This window comes from Streptomyces sp. T39 (assembly GCF_008042045.1).
Taxonomy (GTDB): domain Bacteria; phylum Actinomycetota; class Actinomycetes; order Streptomycetales; family Streptomycetaceae; genus Streptomyces.
Window position 1 is genome coordinate 59,748 of the sequence record NZ_RDBP01000019.1, and the last position, 22,668, is coordinate 82,415.

Sequence of the window (22,668 nt, forward strand, 5' to 3'; positions counted from 1 at the left end):
GACCCCTGAGAGACCACATGACATACCCTCAGCAGCCCCCGCCTCCCTTCGGACACGGCCCAGGGCAGCCTGCGCAGGGCCGGACACCTCCGCCCGGAAACGGCTACCCCGTGCCGCTCAGCAGTACCCGGGCCCGTGGGGCCTGCCCCCTACCAGCCGCCGCGGCCGCCGAAGCAGGACCTCTCCGGATGGGCTACCACCGGCATCTGCGTTGGCGGGGTATTCGGGTTCATCCTTCTCCTGGGGGTGCTGTTCAGCGGGGGAGACGACTCGGGTGACAGGGCCGGAAAGCCCGCCGCCGTCTCCGAGGCGCCCGAGGCCGAATCGAAGCCGGACAGCAAGCCGGCGGATGCCAAGCCATGAAGCCGCCCGAGCCAGCGGTGCAGACCGGTGTCACTATCGCGGCGACCAAGACGGCGTTCAAGCCGGGCATCCTGCACGACGGCGGTGTCTTCACCAGCGTCCAGGTCACCGTCACCAACAACGGTGACGAGAAGATCAGCATCAACCCGCTCTATTTCGCGATCACCGACACCGACGAGTCGAGGCACACCGCGAAGTTGGGCGAGGACAAGAGCCAGATGGACACGACGGATCTCGCGCCCGGCGAGAACATCACGGGCGTCATCACGGGCGAGGGCAGCTTCACCCCGAAGTACGTGACATACATCGACGGTCTGTTCGGCGCGGACGTGCGGGGGAATGTCTCCTGATCGTGCCGGCGGAGCACGGCATCCCCAGGCAGCACGGTCTGCAGCGCGGCTTCATTACGGCGTAATGAAGACCCCCTCTGGCCGTCGGGCCGCGGAGTCAGCTCTCCACCGCGTCGGCCTGGCACTCGGAGAGGGTGATGCGGCGGCGGGGCGGGTCCACGGCGAGGACCTTCACACGGATCTCGTCGCCGACCGCGATGCCAGCTTGGGGATCGTCCGCCCGCCTACCGAGCAACTCATCGTTGTGCACGAGCCCTTCGAAGCCGTCGGGCCGGTCCTCGACGCGCACGAAGATGCCGAAGGGGATGAGCTTGGTGACACGGCCGCGGACCGTGCGGCCGACGAGCCCGGTCAGCTCCCACATCGGGTCGTCCTGCAAGCCTTTGAGGGACAGCACCAGCCATCCGCGCATCAAGTCGGCGTCCAGGACCTCCGCCCGGATCAGCTCGCCGACGGAGACGACATCGGAGGGATGCTCGAAGCGGCGCCACGACAGCTCGGGGATGTTGATGAAGGCCTCGAAGCCCTCGACATCGACGAAGGTGAGGCCATAGGACCCGATGCCGGTCACGGTCCCCGTCACGACCTGCCCGCGTCGCAGCGTCGTGAGGAAGGCCCAGGCGCGGTCGTCGGGAGTCGGGGCGGTGCCCCAGCGTGCGCGGACGACGCCGTCCTCGTCTGGCATGACGGCGGTGAACAGCGGCACCCGCTCATCGGCGTCCATCGACAGCAGGCAGGCGGCGATGGCACCGGACAGGCGGGTGGTCAGCTCGGCGAAGCTCTCCTCGTCCACGACGGCGCTGTGGATCCGGCCGTCGGCGTCCTGCCATACGCCCTCGATCAGCCCATCGTCGGGCAGGGCCGCGACGACTGCGCCGACATCGGGGGAGAGGGCTGGCCACACCGCCAGCCGGGCCCGCGGCGCCAGACCGGCGCGCACGGCGCCGAGGTCGGCGTCGAGGAGACTGTGCCACCGCACGGCGCCGCCGGCATACGTCTCCTCCAGAAGACCCGCGCACCCCGAGGAGACCGACCAGTCCAGCGCCGCCCAGAACGTGTCGTCACCCGGCCGCTGGATCTCGCCTTCGTTCAGCTCCATGACCAGGGGCGACGCGTCCACCGCCTCTGGAAAGAGCCCGAGTTCGCGGGTGCGTGCCAGTGCACGCTCGCTGGGCGCGCCGGTCGAGACGTAGACGTACTGGTCCCAGCCGACATGTACCGCGAAGACGCCCTCCATCTCCAGACGGCACCAGGCCCCCTGCTCCCGCAGCATGACCCGCACCAGCTCCAGCCCTGTGGCCAGGGAGACCACCGCCCCGTCGTGGAAACCGCGCACACCGCCGGGGATCAGCCCGTCCAGCCCGAAGCCCTCGACGAGCGGTTCGGCGCCGAAGTGGACGAGCGAGGGGACCGCCGGCTCCCGGACGTGCAACCACTCGACGCCGGCGTCCACCGCGAACGCCTCGACCGCTTGCAGGTAGGCCGCCTCACGCTCGCCGTGATCGGTGACCGGCGCCAGGGGACCGTTGTAGCGGCCGTGTTCGTCGCGGTGGGCGGGGTCGTACATGGTGACGCGGTAGACGGAGGTGAGCATGACGCCATCCTCGCGCAGGGCCGCGGTGTGGGGGAGTGGTGTGGCGGTTGCGGTCGTAGCGCGGTGAGCCGGGCGTGGCGGAGGCCTGGGGGCAGAGGAGATTGGCCTGGTGGACGGTATCCAGCCAGGGACCATCCCTGCCTCCACTGGGGATAGCTTCCAAGCCGAAGCCGATCGAGGCCAAGCGCGGGGCGCTCGCCAGGCAACGTTAGTGTCCGGTGCATGCCTTTGAGCCCGAGCGACCTCCTCACTGAGGCCGATGCGACGCGCCTGGCGGGAGGTGGCGTCATCGGTTGCGAGACCGACGGTGCCGTCGTTCTGCTCGGCGATGCCGCGACAGTGATCATCGCGGATGCCCGCGACGGCCTCGGCGTGAGCGGCGTGTGGAGCAGCCGCCGGTTGCACCTTTACGGCCCGTTCGTGGACGACGTCGGCCTCCGCCTGTTCGGGCATCCCTGGGGCGATCCTGGATCGAGTTGGACTCAGCGGCCGGACCCGCGGCCCGTCCATCTGTTGACCCGGTTGCCCGAAGGCTGTGTCTACCTGGGAGTCGCCAGGCAGGGGGCAGGGCAGGCCCGGTACACCGACGGGTCACTGACGCACGCGGCCCTCACCATCGAGCCGGAGCTGCCCTCGGATCTCCTCAACAGGGTCAGGCCGCCTGCTGAGCCCGAGGCGCTGGCTGATCTGGGGTGGCTCGCGCGCGTGCACACCAGCCCGCTCGAAGCGCTGACGGAGTTCGTGGAGGGCTGGATACCCGAAACCGGCGAAGACCTCGGCGAGCTGACCAGGGGCGCCTGCAACGTTCCGCCGCCACTGGCGGAGTTCTGCCGGCTGGCCCGCCGTCGGCCCGCGCTGCTCGGCGTGCAGAACCGACTGCGGACACCCTCCTCGTGGCGGGCCGCACGCGACGGCCTGATCGCTTTCGGGGACGAGAGCCAGGGCGGCTTCACCTGGCTGTTCGATCCGTCCCGCAGCGACCCTGAGGTGTGGATCGACCAGGACGGCCACGAGCCGCGCCGCGAGCACCAGCCCATGAGCGGCTTCCTGCTCCAGTTCGCCCTGTTCGAGACCATGAGGAATGCCCCCTACGTCGCCCAGCGCTCCGATCTGGCGGCCGAACACGTGGACAAGGTGACCACGGCGCTTACACCCGTCCCATGGGAGCCGTGGCGCTGGCCGAACGACTCCACACGGTTCCACGTGGCACCCGGCCTGATCGCCGAGACCACGGACCAGTGGCACGGGAACACTTCCGTATGGGCAGGTGCCGTGCATCGCAGCGTTCTGAAGCCGTTGGGGCAGCTGGGGATCCCCTGGACCACGTTCGAGGGATGAGCAGCAGTGGTTCGAGTATCGGCGGCCTGGCTCAGGAGACAACGGGGCACCGGTGTCACGGGCCCGACAGGAGTGCCCTGACGGCTTCCCGGTCCGGGGGCAGGCCAACGTCCTCGAACCATGAGGCGATGAGGTGGGTGCAGCGCCAGCACACGTCGCGTTCGACGAGGGCGCTCAGGTACGTGTGCTGGGCCGGGGTGAGCTCGGCGCCGGGGTGGTGTTTCCTGGGGAACGCAGCGGCGAGCAAGGGGCCCCAGTCGTCGGCGATAGTGAGGTTGCTGCAGAGCGGTGCGAAGGCCGTTGCAGTCGGCAGGAGTTCCTCGAACGAGGTGACGCGGTCGATCGCCGCGGTCAGGAGAGCGTGCCGGAGGCGGCCTTCGATGTGCGGGAGTGGTCTTCCGTCCCACGGATCGATGGAGGTGGGTCCACTGAACCAGGAGTCGACGGTGGTGGGTTCGCCTAGGGCATCGAGCATGACCCGGGTGGCGTCGGGGTTGTCGGCGAGGGCCGGTGTCAGGGCGGCGCACGCTCTCACGGCGGGGTCGGGGTCGGTGAGCGAAGAGGTGGTGTGGTGGCCCCAGAAGCCGATGGTGAGGACGATGGCGGCTCGTTCACGCCGGTCGGTGCTCTCGGCGAGGAGCCGGCTCAGGAGACGGGTCGCAGTGCCGGTTCGGCCGGTCAGGTCGGGAGACTGGAGGAACATGGCGACGGCGCCGAGGGCTGCTTCGCGGACAGCGGGTTCCAGAGCAAGGAGGTGGGGGAGGACGACGTCGAGGCCCGGTGCACAGACGGTACGGGCAGCGTCGGTGGCGACTTGGTCGTCGCCCCCGTCCTCGTCGGTCGTCTCCCCATAGGCGGCCGAATCCGCGATTCGGCCGAGGCACTCCAGCAAGGCGGCACGGAGCGGCCACGGGTGGTCGGCCAGTACCGAGTTGTTCTCGTGGACTGTCAGAGTCCGGGTGTCGTCCAGGACTCCTGCCACGTACAGGGCGGCCGGGGCTGTCGCGCTGTACAGGGAGTCCTGGTGCAGCACGGACATGCCCAGCATCGTGAGTGCCCATGACTGGACTTCCGGATCCTCGTCCAGGAGCTGGACCGGGCGCAGGGGCGTGTTCTCGGCCGGGCCGTAGGCATGCTCCAGCTCGCCCCAGTCGGTGCCCTCGATCAAGGAACGCGGCTCGGGCAGCCGTGCCCCTGTTTCCTCTCCGCTAGCGCATGCACCTCTCGGGTCGTCACGAGGACAGCATGCTGCCTGCCAGTGGCACACCCCCAGGGGCACTCACACTCCGGCTGGGTGCAGGAGCCTGGCCGCCGGGCGCTGCTATCCAGACCGGGCAGTCGCCCGGCTGCGGCGGCGAAGGCTGGAGCATCTACCGCAACCTGTACTGACAGACCGCACAGACGGAAAAGCAAGCCTGCCGGGGCGGATGCGGACGTCTGTTCGTCTTTCGTGTGCAGGAGCTTCTTCGTTGCGCGCGTAGACACCTTCGGACGGTCGGAGGAGTGCGGGTACGCGAGGAGGGTTTGAAGTGCTTTGGTCCCTCCTACGTTCAGTCCCTTCACGAAGGCGCAGGTCAAAGCGATCTGTCAGAGACCGAAGGGACTGAAGGGACCCAAAGTCCTAGTATCCAGCTACGTGGGGGCGCGCGTATGCGCGCGTACGTAAAGCTACGCATGCCTCTAGTCATACATATCGTGGTGCGCTGATAACTAGGGAATTGGGTCCCTTCAGTCCCTCCGAGATCCGTCACAGGGGATCTGACCTGCGGAAATGAGGGAGGGACCAGACAGGGACCGTTCAGTCCCCCGCCCCTGGCAGGCCTTCGGTCCCTCAGCACCACGGCGGGCCAGACGTCTTGATGCCTTGAGCGCGGAGGCCAGGGCCCGGGAGGGACCGAGGGACTGAAGGGACTCAGTTTCGAATAAGTGCTCATGCCTCCCACGGACTCGGGAACCCGTGCGCTAGGCTCAGCCCCCTATAAGGGAAAGTCAGTCCCTTCAGTCCCTCCAGGTCGGCTCAGACCGCGCTGACCAGGTAAAATGCCAGGGTCTGACGGAGGGACCGATTCTGCACGCACCAGAGGAACGGACCGACCACAGTGCAGCGCCACGTCGACACTGCTCCACCGGGAGTCGTGCAGCCGCCGCGACCTGCCGATGTCGCGCGGTGGCTGGCAGGCCGTCAGTGGCCGGTCCACCCACTGGCACCGGGACGCAAGACGCCGGCAGCCAACTGTGAGCGCTGCCGCGGACGTTCACACGAGCCTTCCCGGTGCCCCTGTCACGCCCAGGGCCGGTGGTGCCACGGCTTTCACAGCGCGACGACCGACGCCGCACTGATCGAGGCCTGGTGGGCCAGGGAACCCCGCGCGGGCGTCGGCGTGTCCTGCGGGCCGGCTCACCTCGTGGTCCTGGACGTCGACGCCCACGCGGCCCAAGTCCCGGAGCGGGACCGCCTGCTGCCGGGCATCCGGATCCCCGAGCAGGTCGATCTCGGGGGCCTCGCCTCGGGCTTTGACACCTTGGCACTCCTGGCCGCCTACCGACGGCAGCAAAATCCTGCGGAGGACGAGTCGACCTTGCGGGTCCGTACCCCGTCCGGCGGGTTGCACATCTGGTACGTCAACCCCGAGCCCGCGACCCGCTTTCGCTCGTCCGCAGGCTCCAGTCCCCGCACTGCCCTCGCCTGGCAGGTGGACGTACGGGCGCACGGCGGCTACATCGTCGCGCCCACCACGCGGACGCCCGCAGGCGTCTACACGCCCGTCGGCACGGTACGGGCACCCGCCCCTCTCCCGGCCTGGCTCGCCACTGAACTGACCCGCACGGGCCACGTCATACGGTCGTCGCCGCTTCCTGCGCCTCGCCCGGCGCCCAGGACTCGCAGACCCCGGCCCGGGGCCGTGGGGGGCCTGTTGCAGCAGCTGGTGGACAGTGTCCGGGAATGCGCCGCCCTGAGCGAGGGCACGGGTTTCACCGAGAAGCTCAACCGGGCCGCCTACACTGCCGGCGGACTCGTCGGAGCAGGCCACCTCAACCAGGATGAAGCCCGCCAACAGCTGGCAGAAGCCGCTCACTATGCTCGTCCCCACCAGACCCGCCGCAGTGAGACGATTATCGAAGCAGCCCTGTCCGCAGGCGCCAGCCGCCCGTTCCACCCTCAAGGACTCGCATGAGTAGCGCCGACAGCAGCCGCTTCGACGCCGCTGCCGCCGCTCAGCAGATGCTGGACATCGAGGCGGCCACCCCCGCCCCCACACGGGTACCGCCGCAGCTGGTCCAGACACCGGCCCCGGTCGACACCCCCGTGCTGCTGCCGCCCATGCTCAGCGACCGCGGCAACGCGAAACTGTTCGCCCAGCTCTACAGCGACCAGTTCCGCCACGTCGAAGGCCTCGGCTGGTACTCATGGGACCAGTTCCGCTGGAAGCGTGTCGGCCCACCCCGCGCTGGCACGCCTTCCTGGACGACACCTTCGGCGACGACGCCAAGGGCCAGGAGATGATCGACTTCCTCCACCTGCTGCTCGGGTACTCCATCACCGGAGACGTCGGCGCCCAGGTGCTGCCCTTCCTCTGGGGCAAGGGCGCCAACGGCAAGTCGGTCCTGCTCGACGTCATGATCCAGGTCATGGGCGACTACGCCGACGCCGCGCCGCCCGGCTTCCTGATGGACAAGGGCAACTTCGCCGAGCACTCGACGGAACTGACCGAACTCCACGGCCGCCGCATCTTCGTGTGCAGCGAGCTCAAGCCCAACGACAAGTTCGACGAGGCCCGGGTCAAGCTCCTCACCGGCGGCGACAAGATCAAGGCCCGCCGCATGCGGCAGGACTACTTCAGCTTCACCCCGACCCACAAGCTGTGGCTCCTCGGCAACCACCAGCCCGAAGTCGGCACCGGCGGGCATGCGTTCTGGCGCCGCATCCGCCTCATCCCCTTCGAGCGCGTCGTTCCCGCCGCCTTCGCCGGCCGCATCCGCCAGGAGGTCGGCCTCGCGTCCCCGGCCGAGATGCTCAAGTCCAGCGGCAAGAAGTACTACCCGGCGCTCGCTCTCCTTCCGGACGACGTCCGCTCCGAGGCCCCCGGGGGTGGGCGCCCGTGATCAAGTGCCTTCTGCCCAGGACCGGGCCGCCGTCCTACCATGGATGTGTCCAGACCTTCCAAGCCGTGCTGCCCGACCCGGGCGGCCGGGCCGCGCAACCGCACCGCCACATCACCGACAAGGAGCTGCGTCCATGAGCTCGCTGCTGCACGAAAGCCAGCTCGCACACGAAGCGAACGTGGTGTGGCTGGAAGACCTCGACGAACTCGACTACGTCCGCCAGGCACTCGACAAGAGCACCCGCCGCGGCGGAAAGCCTCGCTACGCCCGCGACGGACGCATGGTCGGCTATGCCGAACTCGACAAGGACGCCGAGGCCAACCCCGACAGCGGCCTTTTCCAGCGCCGCACCTTCTTCCTCCTCCCGCACGACCGCCCCAACGAACCCGACGGCCTCTACAAAGAAGGCGCCCCGGGCGAGGCCGTGGACCCGCGGACCATCGAGCCCCGGCGGGTGGGGGAGAAGACCCCACGGTCACAGGGAAAACGTAGAAACGAGATAGTGCCGTCCTGAACCGGGCCGGTCACGAGCGGCCCCGCATAACGTGTGTCCGAGAGGGAGACGTGCCGTAGTCGGGGCGGCCTGGAATGGCCCGACCCAGACGCTGTTCAGGACGTCAGAGCTTGGTATGGGGCGACCGTCATGTCTGCGACATGACGGTCGCCCGTAACGCCCGGTCACCACTTGAAAGCCGCGGCGGCACCAAGGGGAGGTCGCCCGGCGCCGGCAGCAGGCAGCAGGCAGATGCCAGGTGTCGGCCAGTCGGCAGGGGGAAGGTGGATTGACAAGGTCCGGCGCCCTTTCCCCCGGGGGCGCCGGACCTGATGCATGACGGTGGGGCAGCCCCGCGCAACGTGCGATCGGGACACGGGGCTGCCGGCCCGCTGTCCTGTCTGAGCGGGCACACCACTAGTGAACGTACGGGTACCCAGGTGCAGGCGCGCGCTGGAGTGCTCTGGGGGAGCAACCGCCAGCCGGTCACCTCCCGTGCGAACCGCCTCTTGGATCTGGTTCACCCGCCCATCAGGACAAGGCGGCGTGGCTCGTCGACGCAAGAGCGCTGGCTAAGCCGACGCCGATGATGGGCGCATCGATTTGTGCATGGAGCGGTCGAGGTATGCCACGGCGACGTAGCTGAGTCTGACCGACAGCGGAGAACAGCGTGTGGCCGGTGGCGTTGTCCTCTGAGGCCATGCTCAGCTGTGCGTGGGGTTCATGATCGGTGCCAGAGGAGGTGCCTTCAGGGGCGACTGAGGCAGGCCGCATCGTCAGCTTCCGTCTGAACTTGTGTTCTTTGCCACGGGCTTGCTCGACATTGTCTAAGATGACGACCCGTGAGATCGAGGGGGAACTGGGGGAGCTATGGCTACTGCTGAAACGGTGTTGATCGACCTCGGAGACGGTACGAAGGTTGCGGCGGAAGTCGTGGGCAGCGTGCCGTTCGAACAGAGCGAAGAGTTCGGGGACGCCGCGTTTCGGAAGAAGGCGGTGGAGAAGCTTGGCTCTGCCGTGACGATGAGCCTGGAGCAGGTGGGCACCACAGTTCAGGGTGTGGGTCGATGGGCTGCCAAGACCATCACCGAGGGGGAAGCCGGGAATCCGGACTCGTTCGAGGTGGAGTTCGGTTTGAAACTGGCAGTGAAGTCTGGACAGCTCCTGGGAGTCATTGCGGAGGCTGGCAGTGAGGCGGCCTTGACCGTGCGCCTGTCCTGGAACCTTCAGCCGTCGGGTGATCAGCCTCCGGCGTCTTCGTGATCCGTACTGGTCTAGCGGACACCATGGAAGACCAGCTTGCGTGCACCGTGTGGATCACCGCTGAGGACGAGTTCTGCGGCAGTGGCTTTCTCACGAGTGCCGGCACCGTGACTACCGCCGCCCATGTGCTCGTCGGCGACGGCACGCTCAGGGATCTTGTCATCCACCATGCCTCCGGCACCTACCCGGTAAACAGCCGGGACGTGCGTGCCGAGCCCAAGAACAGCGACGGAGGACTGTTCTACCCCTTCCCCGACCTCGCGACCGTGCACGTGCCAGCGCTGTCGGACTATCCGGTGCTGCCTCTGGCGCAGAGCGAAGCACCAATCGGCAGCGAGGTAACGTGCTTGGGCTACTCCTCGTCCGTCCTAGGTATAGACGAAGTTCAGCCCGAGACACTGCTCCTGCGGGTGGCGGGCGTCTCGGGCCCGTTTCGGCGGTTTCTCGGCGACGGTGTCCGGCCCGGGCACAGCGGTGCCGCGGTCCTCGGCCAGGACGGCGCGGTCTGCGGTGTGCTCAAGGGCAGCCGCAACTACAAGGATGATGCGGGCGGGTGGTTCGTCCCGGTCACGACGCTGGCCCAGTTCCTTGGTGTGCAGCCAAGGGCAGCTGCCGTACGCCGGCAGGAGCCGACGCAGGCCGAGGTTGTGGACGCGCTGTTGGCCTTTGGTGTCTTGGCCGGACCCGAAGCACGCTTCGACCTGCTCGAGATCATGGGCAAGCACCTCAGGCTGCCGCAGTCGTTCGACGCAGACTACCGCCCTGACCGTCGGGGTCACCTTCAGCGCATCGTGAGTCGTATCGGGAGCTTCTATGACAGGAGTGGCGCGTACCGGGCCCTGTACACCGCTATGGAAGAACTGAATCCCTACGACCAGGCCCTGAAGCGGCTGCACGAGGTCATCGGCCGGGCTATCGGCGGCTGGGAAAGCGCGTAGCCGATGACGCAGGTATGCGAGCCGGCGCACGCCGAGCCGTGGAGCCAGGACGCCCAGAAGCTGCTGTGCGACTTCCTCATCGATTTCGCCGACATGCGCCGTCCGGAATTCCGTACGGATTTGCTCGAGCAGGTGTCGAGGGATCCGAGGTGTCGTGACTTCGACGCCGCCGTGCAGCACGAGGCCTCGGCAAGGGGACACGTCCGCAGCATGCTGACCGCGGCCTCTGCATGGCGCGACCCGCTCGGGGCCGTTGAGGCGATCTGCGCTGCCCTGGAAGTGATGGCCGGAACCGATCGGGCATTCGCGTGGCTGCAGGTGGCAGTCCGGTCCGTGGTAGACGATCAGCCGTTGCCCGTGCAGCAGATGGAGCCGCTGATTCGCGTGCTGCGCGCCCTGAACCCGCAGCCCCGGCCCGCCGAACTCAGGCTCCATGCAGCCAATGCCGGCAAAGGGCTGACCGCCCTGGAAGGGCACGAGACTCTGCCGGAGATCCTTGCGCGCATAGCAGACCTGTGGGGAGACCAGGGGGCTGCCGTGCTGGCACGCTTCCTGCGGTCCTTGGCTGGCGACACCACCAGCCGCCACTACGACTCCCGCGCGTCCGTCCGCGAACTCCTTGACCGGATGGAGCTGCTCGAGGACGGGAGCGCGGCGCAGGTCACAGGTGACTACCGGCTGATCATCCAGGTCCGCCTCGAGCCCGAAGACGCGCCACATATCGCCGATGCGCGCTACGGGCTCTATGCGACGTGCTATCGCCAGCCGCAGGCCGGCGGGGTGTTCAAACGCGTTTCCTCTCTCACACGGCCCTTGTCCCTGCGGACAAGTGAACTCAACGCACACGGCAGTAACTCCCTGACTGCGTGGGAAGGTCTGGCAGACGAGCTCGATGCCGTGCCCGCTCCTGCGACTCGGGTCGAGTTCGTGCTCCCCTCCCCGCTGCTGGGACACCCGGCCGAGCTGTGGGCGACTGGCCCGACAGGCCAAGCCCTGGGCCACCACCACCCGGTTGTCGTTCGATCCCGGGAGCGGTACATCGACACCTTCATCAGCAGGCAGCCCTGGCAGGGGCGCTGGAGCCACTTGAGTCAGCGCGGTATCGACGGCGATGTGCTCGAACTCATCGGATGGCCGGTGATGACGCCGGGAAAGAACCACGAGTTCTCCTCCTGGATCATGGAGAGGCCCGACCTTGCCTGCCTCGGCCTGCGCCAGCCTTACGAGGAGCTGGATCCTCTCCTGCAGGACGCTGTCAACGCAGCGATGTTCACGGACGGAATCCCCGCCGTGATGTGGGTCCGCACCGCTGCTGAGCCAGAGACGCTCCTGCAGGCTCTGCGCCTGCACGAGCCGAGCTGCCTGACAGATCTTCCCGACATCATCCACCAATGCCGCCTGGAGGGGCGTGGCGCTGAAGACAGCGACGTGCGCAATCACATCACGCTGCTCTGGGAAGACCCGGACTGCGTGGACCGAAAGCAGGATCTTCGATTCACCGGGATGGTGACATGAACAGCCCGCACGGCAGCAATGAGGAGTCGGCGTTACCGGGTGAGGACTGGTGGATTTACCGTGGCTCACGCACGCCGCACGACGGCATCGAGGACCTCCCCGATACGCCGGCCTGGCGAGCGTTCGGATCATTCGACGACAGCGAGCTGCTGACGCCTCCAGCTGACACTCCCGCGGTCACCAACCGTCGGCTGGGGCGCACTCATCAGGCGGAAGCCTTCCAGGCAGATGTGAAGGACATCCAGCTGGTCAACCTGGCGCTCCATCTGCGCCGACCGCTGCTCATTACCGGCAAACCCGGTGTGGGCAAGTCCACCCTTGCGTACGCCGTGGCGCATGAACTGGGACTTGGGCCTGTACTGCGCTGGCCCATCACCAGCCGATCCACTTTGCGGGACGGCTTGTATGTCTATGACGCCATCGGCCGCCTGCATGACGCAGGTCTCAAGGGGTCGAGAAGGCCCTCGGCCAATCTGGCGATCGGCAAGTACCTGAGGCTCGGCCCTCTCGGCACAGCGCTGCTGCCGTGGCGTCGCCCTCGCGTCCTTCTGATCGACGAGATCGATAAATGCGATGTCGATCTTCCCAATGACCTGCTCAACGTCTTCGAAGAGGGGGAGTACACGATCCCCGAACTCTCCCGCCTGGGCCCCGGCAGACGGCAGGTGATGACCTTCGATCACGACGGCAAGGTGATGATCAAGGACGGCAGGGTCGGCTGCGCCCAGTTCCCCCTAGTCGTCCTCACCAGCAACGGGGAGCGCGAGTTTCCCACCGCTTTCCTGCGCCGGTGTGTCAGGCTCAAGGTTCAGCCGCCGGACGAGAAGCGGCTTGCGGCGATGGTTGCTGCTCACCTGGGTGGGAACACTGAAAGCGAGTCTGCACGGACCGAGTTGATCGCCGAATTCCTGCGCCGCCAGCGTGAGGAAGGGGCAGTCTTGGCAAACGACCAGCTCCTGAACGCGCTGCTCATGGCAGAGCGGGGACTGTGGCCCCACGACCCGGGCCGCAAGATCATCAAGGACGTGCTTCTGCGCTCGCTGAGTGACGGCCATGACTAGCCCGTCCTCCTCGCGCGAGCATTTGCTTGCGGCGCTCGCCGGGCTGCTGCAGACGGACGACGCAGACGGGCAGCATGCGGGCGTGGACCCCATGGACCTCGCAGACATTCTGTGGGTGTCGGGCATCATCGGCGGCCCGCCCTCGACAGGCAGCGCACCACTGAAGCCTCCTGCTGCCCCGACACAGGAGGATCCTCACGGGCAGGACGAACGCCTCGGTCGGACCGGCCCGGGGTCGGGCAGCGAGGACCTCGGTGCGACCTCGTCAGATCCCTGTGCCTTGAACCCCACCACGGTGCGCCTGCATGCTTTCGACGGCACTCGGGATGCCTCCCTCGGGCAAGGCTCCGCGCATGTAGTGCAGGTCAGCCGACCCGCTTTCCTGTCCGACCCGCTGTATCTCAACCGTGCCTTACGACCTCTGCGGCAGCTCGTGCCCGCATCCGGGTTACCTGTTCTCGACGAAGAGGCAACAGCCCAGGCAACTGGCGAAGCAGCCTGCCTGTTGCCCGTGTGGCGGCCCCCGACCAAGCCCCGCTTCGGCGTCGACCTGGTGATCGATACCGGCAGCACCATGGCTGTCTGGCACCACCTCGCCCGCGAACTCGGGACACTGCTCGAGCGCCACGGGGCCTTCGACGGCGTCCGTCAATGGGCGATGAACACGGACTCCGAGACACCGACCCTGACCCGCTTCCGCCGCAAACCTTCCAGCAGCCTGGCGGACACTCAGCCCTCCGCACACTGGCACCGGCCCCTGAAGGACACGACCGGCACCCGCCTGCTCCTGGTACTCACCGACGCCGTGGGGCCCGCTTGGTACGGACCGAGCCTGCCGCCGTTCCTCGCGCGCCAGACATCGAGACGCCCGGCCGCAGTGCTGCATGTGCTGCCACGGCGGCTGTGGCACCGCACAGCGGTTCCGACACAGAGTGTCGACGCCCGCATCACCAACCCCGCCAGACCTGTGCTGCAGTTCCGCACCCGCCACAGGCCGTCCCCACCCCCATCGGTCGCCGGCACAAGCGAAACGCAGATGCCCTGCACCCGGTGGCTGCCTGTCATGGAAGTGCACGGCTCGTGGCTTGCCCCCTGGGCCGAGCACCTGGGAGGCCGCAGCACCGACTGGGTGCCGATGCTCGCCACACCTCTCGGGGCCACGCCCCGCCCCTTTTCAGAGGGAGAGACCGGGGCAGAAGCAACCACCCCGGAAGAGCGCGTCGCACGCTTCCACGTGGGGAGCACGCCCACAGCGTTCCGCCTCGCCTGCTACCTGGCTGCCGTGCCGCTGAGCCTGCCCGTGATGCGCATCGTCCAGCACGAGCTCGTCCCGCAGTCGCAGCACACTGATCTTGCTCACCTGTTCATCTCAGGTCTCATTGCACGCCGGGGTCAGCAGCACTCTGGCCAGGCCCCGGACGACGTGGTCTACGACTTCCGCCCGGGCGTGAGGGAAGAGCTTCTCTTGGAGCTGACACGGCGCGAGTCCTTGCTGGTCCTCGAGGATGTTCTGGCCAAGGTCTCCAGTCGCGTTGCGGCGACCTTCGGCGGAACGCTGGATTTCCGTGCCCTCGCCTCGCTCGTCAGCAACGACGACCACCCTGGATCGTCACCGCTCGACCCGCGCAGCCTGCCGTTCGCGGAAGTTGCCGTCGCCGTTCTCAGCGGAGCCGGCGGACAGCACCGCTCCATCGCCCGGCGCCTGGAGCAAGCTGTCCTGGCTCAAGTCCAGCAGTCGTCCGRCGGCTCCGAACTTGCGCCGCGGCGCCCCTCCCCGTACAGACCGGGAGACATCGTCGACGGCACCGTCGCTGCTGCCCGGACGGATTCGTTCCTGATCAGACTGGGTGATGAGGAAGCGGTCCTGTCCCGTGCGGAGACGCAACCGAGAGTAGAGCCTGCCGTCGGCGACACCATCGAGGTGCTGATCCTCACGCGCCGGGACCCTGCCGGCCGCCGCCTCGTCTCGCATCGGCAGGCAGTCGAGCATCGGCGCTGGCAAACCCTGCGTGAGCGCTATGAACGGGACCGCGCCGTCAGCGGCACTGTGACTGAGGTGGTCAAAGGCGGCCTCATCGTCGACATCGGCGTCCGCGCCTTCCTGCCGGCATCTCTTGTCGAGACTCGGCGCGTCCGCAACTTCCGCGCCTACCTCGGGCGGACCCTGCAAGCCAAGATCATCGAACTGGACCCCGACCGCAAAAACATCGTCCTGTCCCGCCGCGCCGTGCTCGAGGAAACCGAGAGCGCAGCGCGCGCCCGCCTGCTCAGCACCCTCCACGTGGGCGATGTGCGCACTGGCACGGTCTCCTCCCTCGTCCCCTTCGGCGCATTCGTCGACCTCGGCGGTCTGGACGGTCTCGTCCACATCTCCGAACTGTCCTGGTCCCGCATCGAACAGCCCGAGGACGTCGTGGAACTCGGCCAGGAAATCGCGGTCCGGATCATGGAGGTGGACCGGGAACGGGAGCGGGTCACCCTGTCCCTCAAAGAGACTGAGGAGAACCCGTGGCGTGCCTTCGCCCGCAGGCACTCCGTGGGGGAGATCTTCCCGGCCATCGTGACCAAGATCGTTCCCTTCGGGGTCTTCGTCCGCTTGCCCGATGGGATGGGGGGCCTCGTCCACATTTCCGAGCTGGCCGAGCACCACGTGGACGACGCGGAGCAGATCGTGCGGGTCGGAGAAGAGATCTTCGTGAGCCTGCTACACGCCGATGTGGACCGCCGTCGCCTCGCCTTCTCCGTCAAGCAGGCGAACGCGAGCCTCGGCAGCGACCCGGCGAACGTCGAGTTCGATCCGACCTTGTACGGGATGACCGCGTCCTACGACGACGAGGGCAACTACATCTTCCCCGAAGGATTCGACCCCGACACCAACGAGTGGCTGCCCGGCTACGAAGCACAGCAGGAAGAATGGCTGGCCCAGTACAACGAAGCGCAGCGTCGATTCGAGCAGCACAGGGCCCAGGTCTTCCGGGCGCAAGAACTCGGCGCCGTGGCCATGGCGTTTGACCACCGTTGGCCTTCCGCTGCAGCGCTCGCGAGAAGCCTGCGCCGCCGGTTGAATCGTGAGGACGACTGACGTGAGGGCTGCGACTGCTCGCGGACCGTGCGGGGCCGCGAGCAGTATCGGGAGGGGCCGCTTCGACGCGCCGGCAGCTTCCGCGGGGCGCTATCCGGCACTGGCGCCCTGGGCGCCTCCGTGCCCCTGGACGATGGGGGGATGGTACGTGCGGGGCAGCCCCCGGGGGTTGCCCGCACGGGCGTTCCGCGGCTGCTGCGGAGGGTGCGGTGCGCTGTTGGGCGCCCGGCGCGCCGCCAGGGCGAGTGCTGCGGAGGCGGAGGATCGCCCAACGTCGGCGCTGCGGTCAGCGGCCGTGTCTTCTTGCGTCGCCGTGGCAGGGGATCGGAGGCAAGGCGTGGAGAAGCCCTGCACGTCAGCGCGGCGGTTCACGGATTTGAGCATCTCAGAGTGTGGGATGCGTCACGTCGCATTCATCCAGGCTTTGACGAGACGCGGTCATTTCTGTTGCTGTCAACGGTTTCTGACGTTCTATTACCGAACAGAGGTCTAGGCAGTGAAGGTCCTTCGGCTGAAGTGACATGTGTGTGACAGCAGTTCTATGGCTACCGCCAAGTTCTACCAATCGGTAACAAAGCGCCGGAGTCGCATCCTCCAGTTCTGTTGCACCCTCAGAACCCCCTCAGTCGAACGGCGTCGAGCAGTCCTTCACTCCGCCCGAATCGACTCACCCGCTAGAGTTGTGATGTCGCCTTGTCGCACGGACTCCGGAGAACCCCAAAGGGGGGCTCGCCGGGCCCGGAAGGGAGGTGATGGCCATGGCAGCTACCCGCTCCGCCCACGGGAGCGGGACAGACGACGAACCGCAAGCTCGCGAAGAAGGTTCTCGAGCGGCTAACCTCGAAGGCACTCGCTGAACAGGCCACCGCACACCGAGAATCTCCCTACACGGCGAACGGGCCCCCTGATGGCACAGGAAGCCCGTATGCGGAGCTGTCAGCTCCCGTAGCCGGCCCCATTCCCCGCTCAGGGTTTTCGCGAACCAAGGGGGTGGGGCCACCTTCTAGCACTGGACGCGCACACGTAAAAGTTGTAGCTGCACCGTGGCGCCGATGACGTCCAAGTTCCCGTATTGAGCCTTCGCGATCCAGGCGTATGGCCGCCCGATTGCATAACAGCGCTGATCAGAACGATTGTGACGCTGCGTCGTACCCCTCTGGACCTAAGAAGAAGTGCCCCTAAAATGGTCCCCTGAGGTGTCGCAAGGAGGCAGCACATGGCCCGTGGACTGGCCGACTTCGATCCGGCGGCGCTCCACGACGCCCGCAGAGCCCACACCGACCAGGGCGGGCACCCGCATCCGCTAAGTGCCGCACGGCTCGGAGAACTCGTCGGCGCGACCAAAGCACAGATCCTCGCCTACGAGCACGGTCACCGCACGCCCGACCCGGCACGGATCCGCCTGCTCGCCAAGCACCTGCGCATCCGCCCCATCGACCTCATGAAGCGCGACAACTGGCACACCTGGAACCTTGCGGACTGGCGCCGTGCCAGCGGACGCACCGCCCAAGAACTCTGTGCAGAACTCCACATCTCCCCAAAGTCCTACCGCAGACTGGAACAGCAGGGCATCGTCCCAGCCCGCAGGCCACGCTTCCTCGACGACGTCGTCGCAGCCCTCGGAATCCACCCCTCCCTCCTCGACAGCGCCATGGACAACATCCCCGCCGTAGCCGCCCGCCGCCAGGAGACCGAAAGCATCATCGAGCGGCTCGCCACCACCTACGTGAGCCGCCCCGGCCACTGGAAAGGGCCAAGCCCCGATGACCCAGGAGTGCTACGCCTCTCCCACCTCTACGGCCGGCCCGCCCAGCGCATACGGCGCATCCTCACCAAAGTCCTCGCAGAACTGCGCCTCACTACCGCCCGGCGCGAACGCGAACGCGTCATCGCCGACTTCGACCCCGAACCCACCCGCCAACTCAAGGCCGAACAGGCAGCCGAGCGATGGGAAGCCGTCTACCACGCAGAGCTAGCCCGAATCCCAGGACTCCTCGAAGGGTTCCACCGCAGCGCCCAGCCATCCGACACATGGCACGTCCTGGTCGCACTCCACGAAGTGGAGCCCCGCGCAGGAGCCTCATGGGTCCCCGCACCTCTCGTAGCCCGCCCCGAAACCCTTCAACACCTCCCTCCGTCCATGGTCGCCCAGCGAACCTTCGGAGACCTCCAAGCCATCCACCTCACCCCGACCGGCATCCGACACGTCACCAACTATCAGGAGTTCTACGCCGCCCTCTACCCCGGATTGCGCCGCCCCCGCCAGCGCACCACACGCCGCGGCGAGGCGAGCACCTGGTCTCCGGCACTGTTCGGAATCCCCGCCACCCAGGAACGCTTCACCGTCCCCCCGCACGTCTTGGAACGCCTCGTCCTTCGCTCCAACGGGGCCGGCCCATGGGACCTCTGGCTGTCCCCCACGATCCGGCTGACCATCAGCGCAGGCGCCGGACGCCCCACCGCCATCGCGTATGACGACATCCACCCCGCCGACCAGCCCTGGCCCCCACCACTGGACCCGGTAACCATGGCACTACGACAAGCAAGCACCCGTCCAGCAGGCTCGACCCAAGCCCCCACATAGCGGATGTCGCACAAGGCGCGGGATCACCGCAAGTGCGGCGATCAGCACGGCGTGATGTGCATGGCGCGCGTCATTGATTCCCCCTGATCTGTCTGCTGGACAACGCAATGATGCGTTTGTATTTGACCGTCGCCTGTGGCGGAGGCCGCATCTCCGCCGCATCGGGGAACATACGACCGAAAGAATTTCTCGTGGCGAAAAGGTGCCGGCCGGTGTCGGGCGGGTGTCGCGTCCGGTGGCGCACCCGGGCAGAGAGCGTGTGGCGGGAGCCACGGGGGCTGCAGACCCGGTAAAGCGATAGCAGGGCGGTGCCGGAGCCTCGTTTCCGTGCGCGCTCGCGGCGAGGATCACCACCCGCGGGCGAGGAGGCCGTCCTGGCGGGTGGGTCCCCGCATGATCATGGTGGATCGGAGCCGTGCCGGGACCAGCCGCTGGGGGAGGATGTCGTCGGCACGTCATGAACGTGGCGGCAGGTGTTTCTGTGTGAGGGGGCGGTATGGCCGGGACTTCCCGGGCTTCGGGCAATGAGCTGGATTTGGTGCGCCAGCATTTTCGAGATCCTTCGAGCGACGTCGAGGTCGGGCCCGGCTGGTGGTCGCTGGTGGCCGAGTGCCATCGAGCGGTTGTGGCGGAGTTCCCGGAGTACGAGCTCCTGGCCGTGAAGCAGAAGTGGGGGGTACTGGCTTTCCAGGCGTTTCCGCGGCCGTGGAAGCCGGGTGGCAACTGGACGAGTGCTGAGTACGCCCGCCTCGGCTCCCTCGCGGATGCCTTCGCCGACCGCAGCGGGACCGTCTGCGAACGATGCGGTGACGGGGGCTCGCAGCGGGAGAGCAGGCGGATCCATCTGGTGCTGTGCGACCGGTGCGAGACGCAGGTTCCGGAGCACGGCCGTATCTGATCTCCGCGGCGTCCGGTCGATGAGCCGCCCGGCAGGCACCGAGTGCAAGCACGGCCGCCCGGCAGGGAATGCCTGCCGGGCGGCCGTGTCGTGAGCGGGGGAGGGGCTCAGAACAGGGAGGCGTACGTCTGCCAGCCTCCGCCGATCTTCACCCGGCCCGCGAAATTGCCCTGGCCGGTGCCCGCGTGGCGCCACAGCACGCCGGCGGTGTCACGGGCGACGAGGTCGGACGTGCCGTCGCCGGTGATGTCGCCGGTACCGACGAGGGTGTTGAAGATCTGCCAGCCGGTGCCGAGCTTCACCCGGGCGGCGAAGGTGCCGCTGCCGGTTCCGTCGTAGCGCCACAGGGCGCCTGCCGTGTCACGGGCGACGAGGTCGCCCCTGCCGTCGCCGGTGATGTCGCCGACGCCGACGACGGAGTTGAAGATCTGCCAGCCGCCACCGAGCCTGACCCGGGGCGTGAGCTTGCCGCTGCCGTCGTCCTCGTACCGGTAGAACACGCCTGGGGCGTGGTACGTGAAGGGGACGTATGTGACCGGGGTGAGGGACGGGGTGACGGGGTACGACCCGGCGTCGGGTGCGGTGAGGTGGACGGTGCCGCTGCCCGGTGACCTGTGCGGTGCCTCGCCGACGGCCACACGCGACGGGCAGATCGCCGTCTCCTACGGCGCCAGGCCCGGGCTGAAGGTGCCCTCGCAGTTCGCCGTGATTGACGCGGCCGCCGGGAAGGTGGCCTGGCAGACCACGCTCAAGGGGCCTGCATCCCTGGGCCTGGGGCTGACCGTGGCGATCAGCGAGACGACGGCGGCGGTCGGCTGGATGCGCTCCAGCACCGCCAACGGCGGTGGCTCCCACGGTTTTGACCGCGCCACGGGCACGGTGATCTGGGACAGGTCGGCACCCGGCGGGGATGGTGAGGAGCACCGCAGCGCCGGTGAGGGCCTGGTCACGCACAGCGCCGGTCCGGAGCGATGGGTGGGCGTCACGCCGCTGCCGACCGAGCAGCGGGTCGGGGTCCGTGATGCGGTGACCGGTGAGGCGACGTGGCGGTACACGACGCGGGGGCTGGGCGCGTGGATCGTCTCTTCCGATCCGTTGCTCGTGGCCGTCGACACCGGCCTCCAGGACTTCGCTTCCGACCCGGATTCGCTGCGGTCCATCGCCGCGGACGGCTCCGTCCAGGCGCAGTGGACGCTGCGCACGACGAAGGGCAACAGCGACCGCTACATCCACGGCTGCGGCCAGCATTCCGCCTGTGCGTGCGCCAGCGCGGTGACCGCGAACGGCGTCCTGTACCTCGCCACCGACAACCCGGTCGGCACGAAGGGGGAGATGCACGCCCTCGATCTGCGGACGGGCAAGCGACTCTGGGCGTTCACGCCGAAGACCGACCACCGCAGTGTCGGGGTGGTCCCGCTGGCGGCGGACGCCAAGGGCGTGACCGTGATGACCCGCCCGAACGGCCTGCACGGCACGAAGGTGTACCGGGTCTCGGCGAAGGACGGATCAGCGCGTCTGCTGTTCGAGCGGGTCAACTCGGCGTTCCGCTCGCTGCCCGAGGAGGACATGTACGGGAGCTACACCGAGGACCCCGTCATCTACGCCGACGGACGCCTCTTCTTCCACCGCAACGACTTCCTGACCCGGTCGACGCGCCCATGACCCTGGCCCTCGGGGCCGCCGACGACGGCAGGTAGAGCACCGGGGACGTCACGGGGGAGGGCCCACGCCATTGCGCGGGCCCCCGGCTCCACGAGTTGCCCCCTGCTCGCTGCCCGCCCCCGCGAGATGAGGAGGCAGATAGAGGGCGCATGCCCAGGCGCAGACTGCCTGCGCTGTCTAGGCTGGTGGTGCCGCCTCGGCGGGCATCCCCCGTTCTGCCGAGGCGGCTCGCCGTCAGCCCGGATCCGCAGCAGGCACCGGACAGATTCTCCTCAGCGATCAAGGCCGCCCTCGTCACGGTGAGCAGGGCGCGTCGACAGCCAGCACGTGCCGCACGCAGTGCACCGTGAGCCACATGCCTCCCCGCTGCCTTGCCCCCACGGCCGTTCTCGTCCTGAGCCTCGCCCTGACCGGCTGTGTCACCACAGGCGGACCGGCCGTCCACGCGCCCGCCTCCACGGCGCCATCCGCCACCCGCCTTGACCCCGCCGGGTCTGCCTCTTCTTCCGCCCCTACCTCGTGGCCGTCCCCCTCACAGGCCCCCGGCCGTCACACGCTCGCCACCACGCTCCCCCAGCGGCCGAAGGCTTCCCCGAGGAAGCCGAAGGCCGTCGGCGGGAGCCGCCGCGGCCGCGCCGCCGAACCGGCACCCCGCCAGATGGCTCCGCGCCACCGCGCCCCCCCGCCCGGAAGCCGCGCCCTCGGAGAAGCGCCGCCGACACCATGCAGTGCCTCGTCGGCAGCTGCCCCACGGTGCTCCCTCAATGCGCCAGCTCTGCCGACAGTCCAGCGGCGTCACCTCCGCCGAACTCACCCGGCTCTGCCGCAGTACCTACGGCCGCTGAGCGCCTGCCCGGAGGCCTGGCGAACGTGAGGGCGGACGGGCGGACGGGGACTGAAGGGACCGAAGTTCGGGCATGCGGCCGGGACGCCCGGCTCCACCCCGCGGTGTGCGCGTCAGCCTAGGTTGGCTCAGGCCCCGTCGTTTCGGACGCCACCTGGAGCAGTCGCGCCTGCTGCAACCGCTGATCGTGAAGCCGTGTCTCCCTCCTCATGAGACGAAACCGAAGTCAGCAGTCAGCTCCGGACGATCGCGAGCTGCGTCTGTGGCGGGTCGGCCGGGTCTTAGACGTCGTTTCTTATGGCGTGATCGTTCGTTGAGCCGTGCATGACGGATCTCGTTGAGCGACTTGTGCCGGACGAGTTGTGGGTGCTGTTCCGGCGGGTGGTGCCGCCCGCAGTGGTCACGCGCCCACAGGGCGGTGGCCGACGGCGGGCCGGTGACCGTGAAGCCCTGGCCGCGATCATTTTCGTGGCAACGTCGGGCTGCACCTGGCGGCAGCTGCCGCCGGTGTTTGGTCCCGCCTGGCCCACGGTCTACCGACGCTTCGCTCAGTGGAGCCGGGACCGGGTCTGGGCCCGG

The 22,668-nt window shown here is 68.1% G+C and carries 16 protein-coding genes and 1 pseudogene; 14 read left to right on the top strand and 3 right to left on the bottom strand.

Going from position 1 to position 22,668, the window contains the following annotated elements:
• Positions 1-359 precede the first annotated feature (359 nt).
• Positions 360-713 (top strand): DUF4352 domain-containing protein, encoded by a 354-nt coding sequence (locus EAO77_RS19595; RefSeq protein WP_147989590.1) that lies wholly within the window; start codon positions 360-362, stop codon positions 711-713.
• 97 nt (positions 714-810) lie between these two features.
• Here EAO77_RS19595 and EAO77_RS19600 read toward each other — a convergent pair whose 3' ends face one another.
• Positions 811-2,307 carry a S1 RNA-binding domain-containing protein gene (locus EAO77_RS19600; RefSeq protein ID WP_147989591.1) on the bottom strand — a complete coding sequence of 499 codons (1,497 nt, stop codon included), beginning with the start codon at positions 2,305-2,307 and terminating at the stop codon, positions 811-813.
• A gap of 222 nt (positions 2,308-2,529) precedes the next feature.
• On the opposite strand from EAO77_RS19600, the gene EAO77_RS19605 reads away from it, so the two are divergent.
• Positions 2,530-3,645, top strand: coding sequence for a hypothetical protein (locus tag EAO77_RS19605; RefSeq protein ID WP_147989592.1), 1,116 nt, complete (start codon positions 2,530-2,532; stop codon positions 3,643-3,645).
• Between the two features lie 55 nt (positions 3,646-3,700).
• Here the strand turns inward: EAO77_RS19605 and EAO77_RS19610 are convergent, their stop codons facing one another.
• Positions 3,701-4,813, bottom strand: coding sequence for a HEAT repeat domain-containing protein (locus tag EAO77_RS19610; protein ID WP_147989593.1), 1,113 nt, complete (start codon positions 4,811-4,813; stop codon positions 3,701-3,703).
• Positions 4,814-5,780: 967 nt separating this feature from the next.
• On the opposite strand from EAO77_RS19610, the gene EAO77_RS19615 reads away from it, so the two are divergent.
• The 10 genes and pseudogenes from EAO77_RS19615 (at position 5,781) to EAO77_RS19660 (ending at position 19,583) form a co-directional block, all read left to right on the top strand.
• Positions 5,781-6,821, top strand: a complete 1,041-nt coding sequence (locus tag EAO77_RS19615; protein WP_147989608.1) for a bifunctional DNA primase/polymerase — start codon at positions 5,781-5,783, stop codon at positions 6,819-6,821.
• Positions 6,818-7,749 (top strand): annotated as a pseudogene (locus EAO77_RS19620) (phage/plasmid primase, P4 family). The gene EAO77_RS19615 and the pseudogene EAO77_RS19620 overlap by 4 nt, the downstream one beginning before the upstream one ends.
• Before the next feature lie 133 nt (positions 7,750-7,882).
• Positions 7,883-8,263, top strand: a complete 381-nt coding sequence (locus EAO77_RS19625) for a DUF6009 family protein (protein ID WP_147989594.1) — start codon at positions 7,883-7,885, stop codon at positions 8,261-8,263.
• An 849-nt stretch (positions 8,264-9,112) separates the two neighbouring features.
• Positions 9,113-9,505, top strand: coding sequence for a CU044_2847 family protein (locus tag EAO77_RS19630; protein ID WP_147989595.1), 393 nt, complete (start codon positions 9,113-9,115; stop codon positions 9,503-9,505).
• 23 nt (positions 9,506-9,528) lie between these two features.
• The gene (locus tag EAO77_RS19635) at positions 9,529-10,443 is read left to right on the top strand and encodes a trypsin-like peptidase domain-containing protein (RefSeq protein ID WP_147989596.1); all 915 of its coding nucleotides are present in this window, start codon (positions 9,529-9,531) and stop codon (positions 10,441-10,443) included.
• A 3-nt stretch (positions 10,444-10,446) separates the two neighbouring features.
• On the top strand, positions 10,447-11,958 hold the full coding sequence (locus tag EAO77_RS19640) for a hypothetical protein (protein ID WP_147989597.1): 1,512 nt from the start codon (positions 10,447-10,449) through the stop codon (positions 11,956-11,958).
• Positions 11,955-13,019 (top strand): AAA family ATPase, encoded by a 1,065-nt coding sequence (locus tag EAO77_RS19645; RefSeq protein ID WP_147989598.1) that lies wholly within the window; start codon positions 11,955-11,957, stop codon positions 13,017-13,019. Before EAO77_RS19640 ends, EAO77_RS19645 begins: the two co-directional genes overlap by 4 nt.
• Before the next feature lie 91 nt (positions 13,020-13,110).
• Positions 13,111-16,101: an SAV_2336 N-terminal domain-related protein gene (locus EAO77_RS41045; RefSeq protein ID WP_315986102.1), complete on the top strand. Its 2,991-nt coding sequence runs from the start codon at positions 13,111-13,113 to the stop codon at positions 16,099-16,101.
• A gap of 1,216 nt (positions 16,102-17,317) precedes the next feature.
• On the top strand, positions 17,318-18,685 hold the full coding sequence (locus EAO77_RS19655; protein ID WP_147989599.1) for a helix-turn-helix transcriptional regulator: 1,368 nt from the start codon (positions 17,318-17,320) through the stop codon (positions 18,683-18,685).
• 496 nt (positions 18,686-19,181) lie between these two features.
• A complete protein-coding gene (locus tag EAO77_RS19660) occupies positions 19,182-19,583 on the top strand; it encodes a hypothetical protein (protein WP_147989600.1) in 402 nt (133 codons plus the stop codon).
• 107 nt (positions 19,584-19,690) lie between these two features.
• On the opposite strand, the gene EAO77_RS19665 is transcribed toward EAO77_RS19660, so the two are convergent.
• Complete coding sequence (locus EAO77_RS19665; RefSeq protein ID WP_147989601.1) at positions 19,691-20,083, bottom strand: FG-GAP repeat domain-containing protein; 393 nt, start codon at positions 20,081-20,083, stop codon at positions 19,691-19,693.
• A gap of 31 nt (positions 20,084-20,114) precedes the next feature.
• Here EAO77_RS19665 and EAO77_RS19670 point away from each other — a divergent pair, with 31 nt between their 5' ends.
• Together EAO77_RS19670 and EAO77_RS19675 are read left to right on the top strand one after the other, a co-directional pair.
• Positions 20,115-21,245 carry a PQQ-binding-like beta-propeller repeat protein gene (locus tag EAO77_RS19670; protein ID WP_187283316.1) on the top strand — a complete coding sequence of 377 codons (1,131 nt, stop codon included), beginning with the start codon at positions 20,115-20,117 and terminating at the stop codon, positions 21,243-21,245.
• 1,168 nt (positions 21,246-22,413) lie between these two features.
• Positions 22,414-22,668, top strand: a 255-nt coding sequence (locus EAO77_RS19675; RefSeq protein ID WP_147989603.1) for a transposase, incomplete at its 3' end; no start/stop codon positions are given.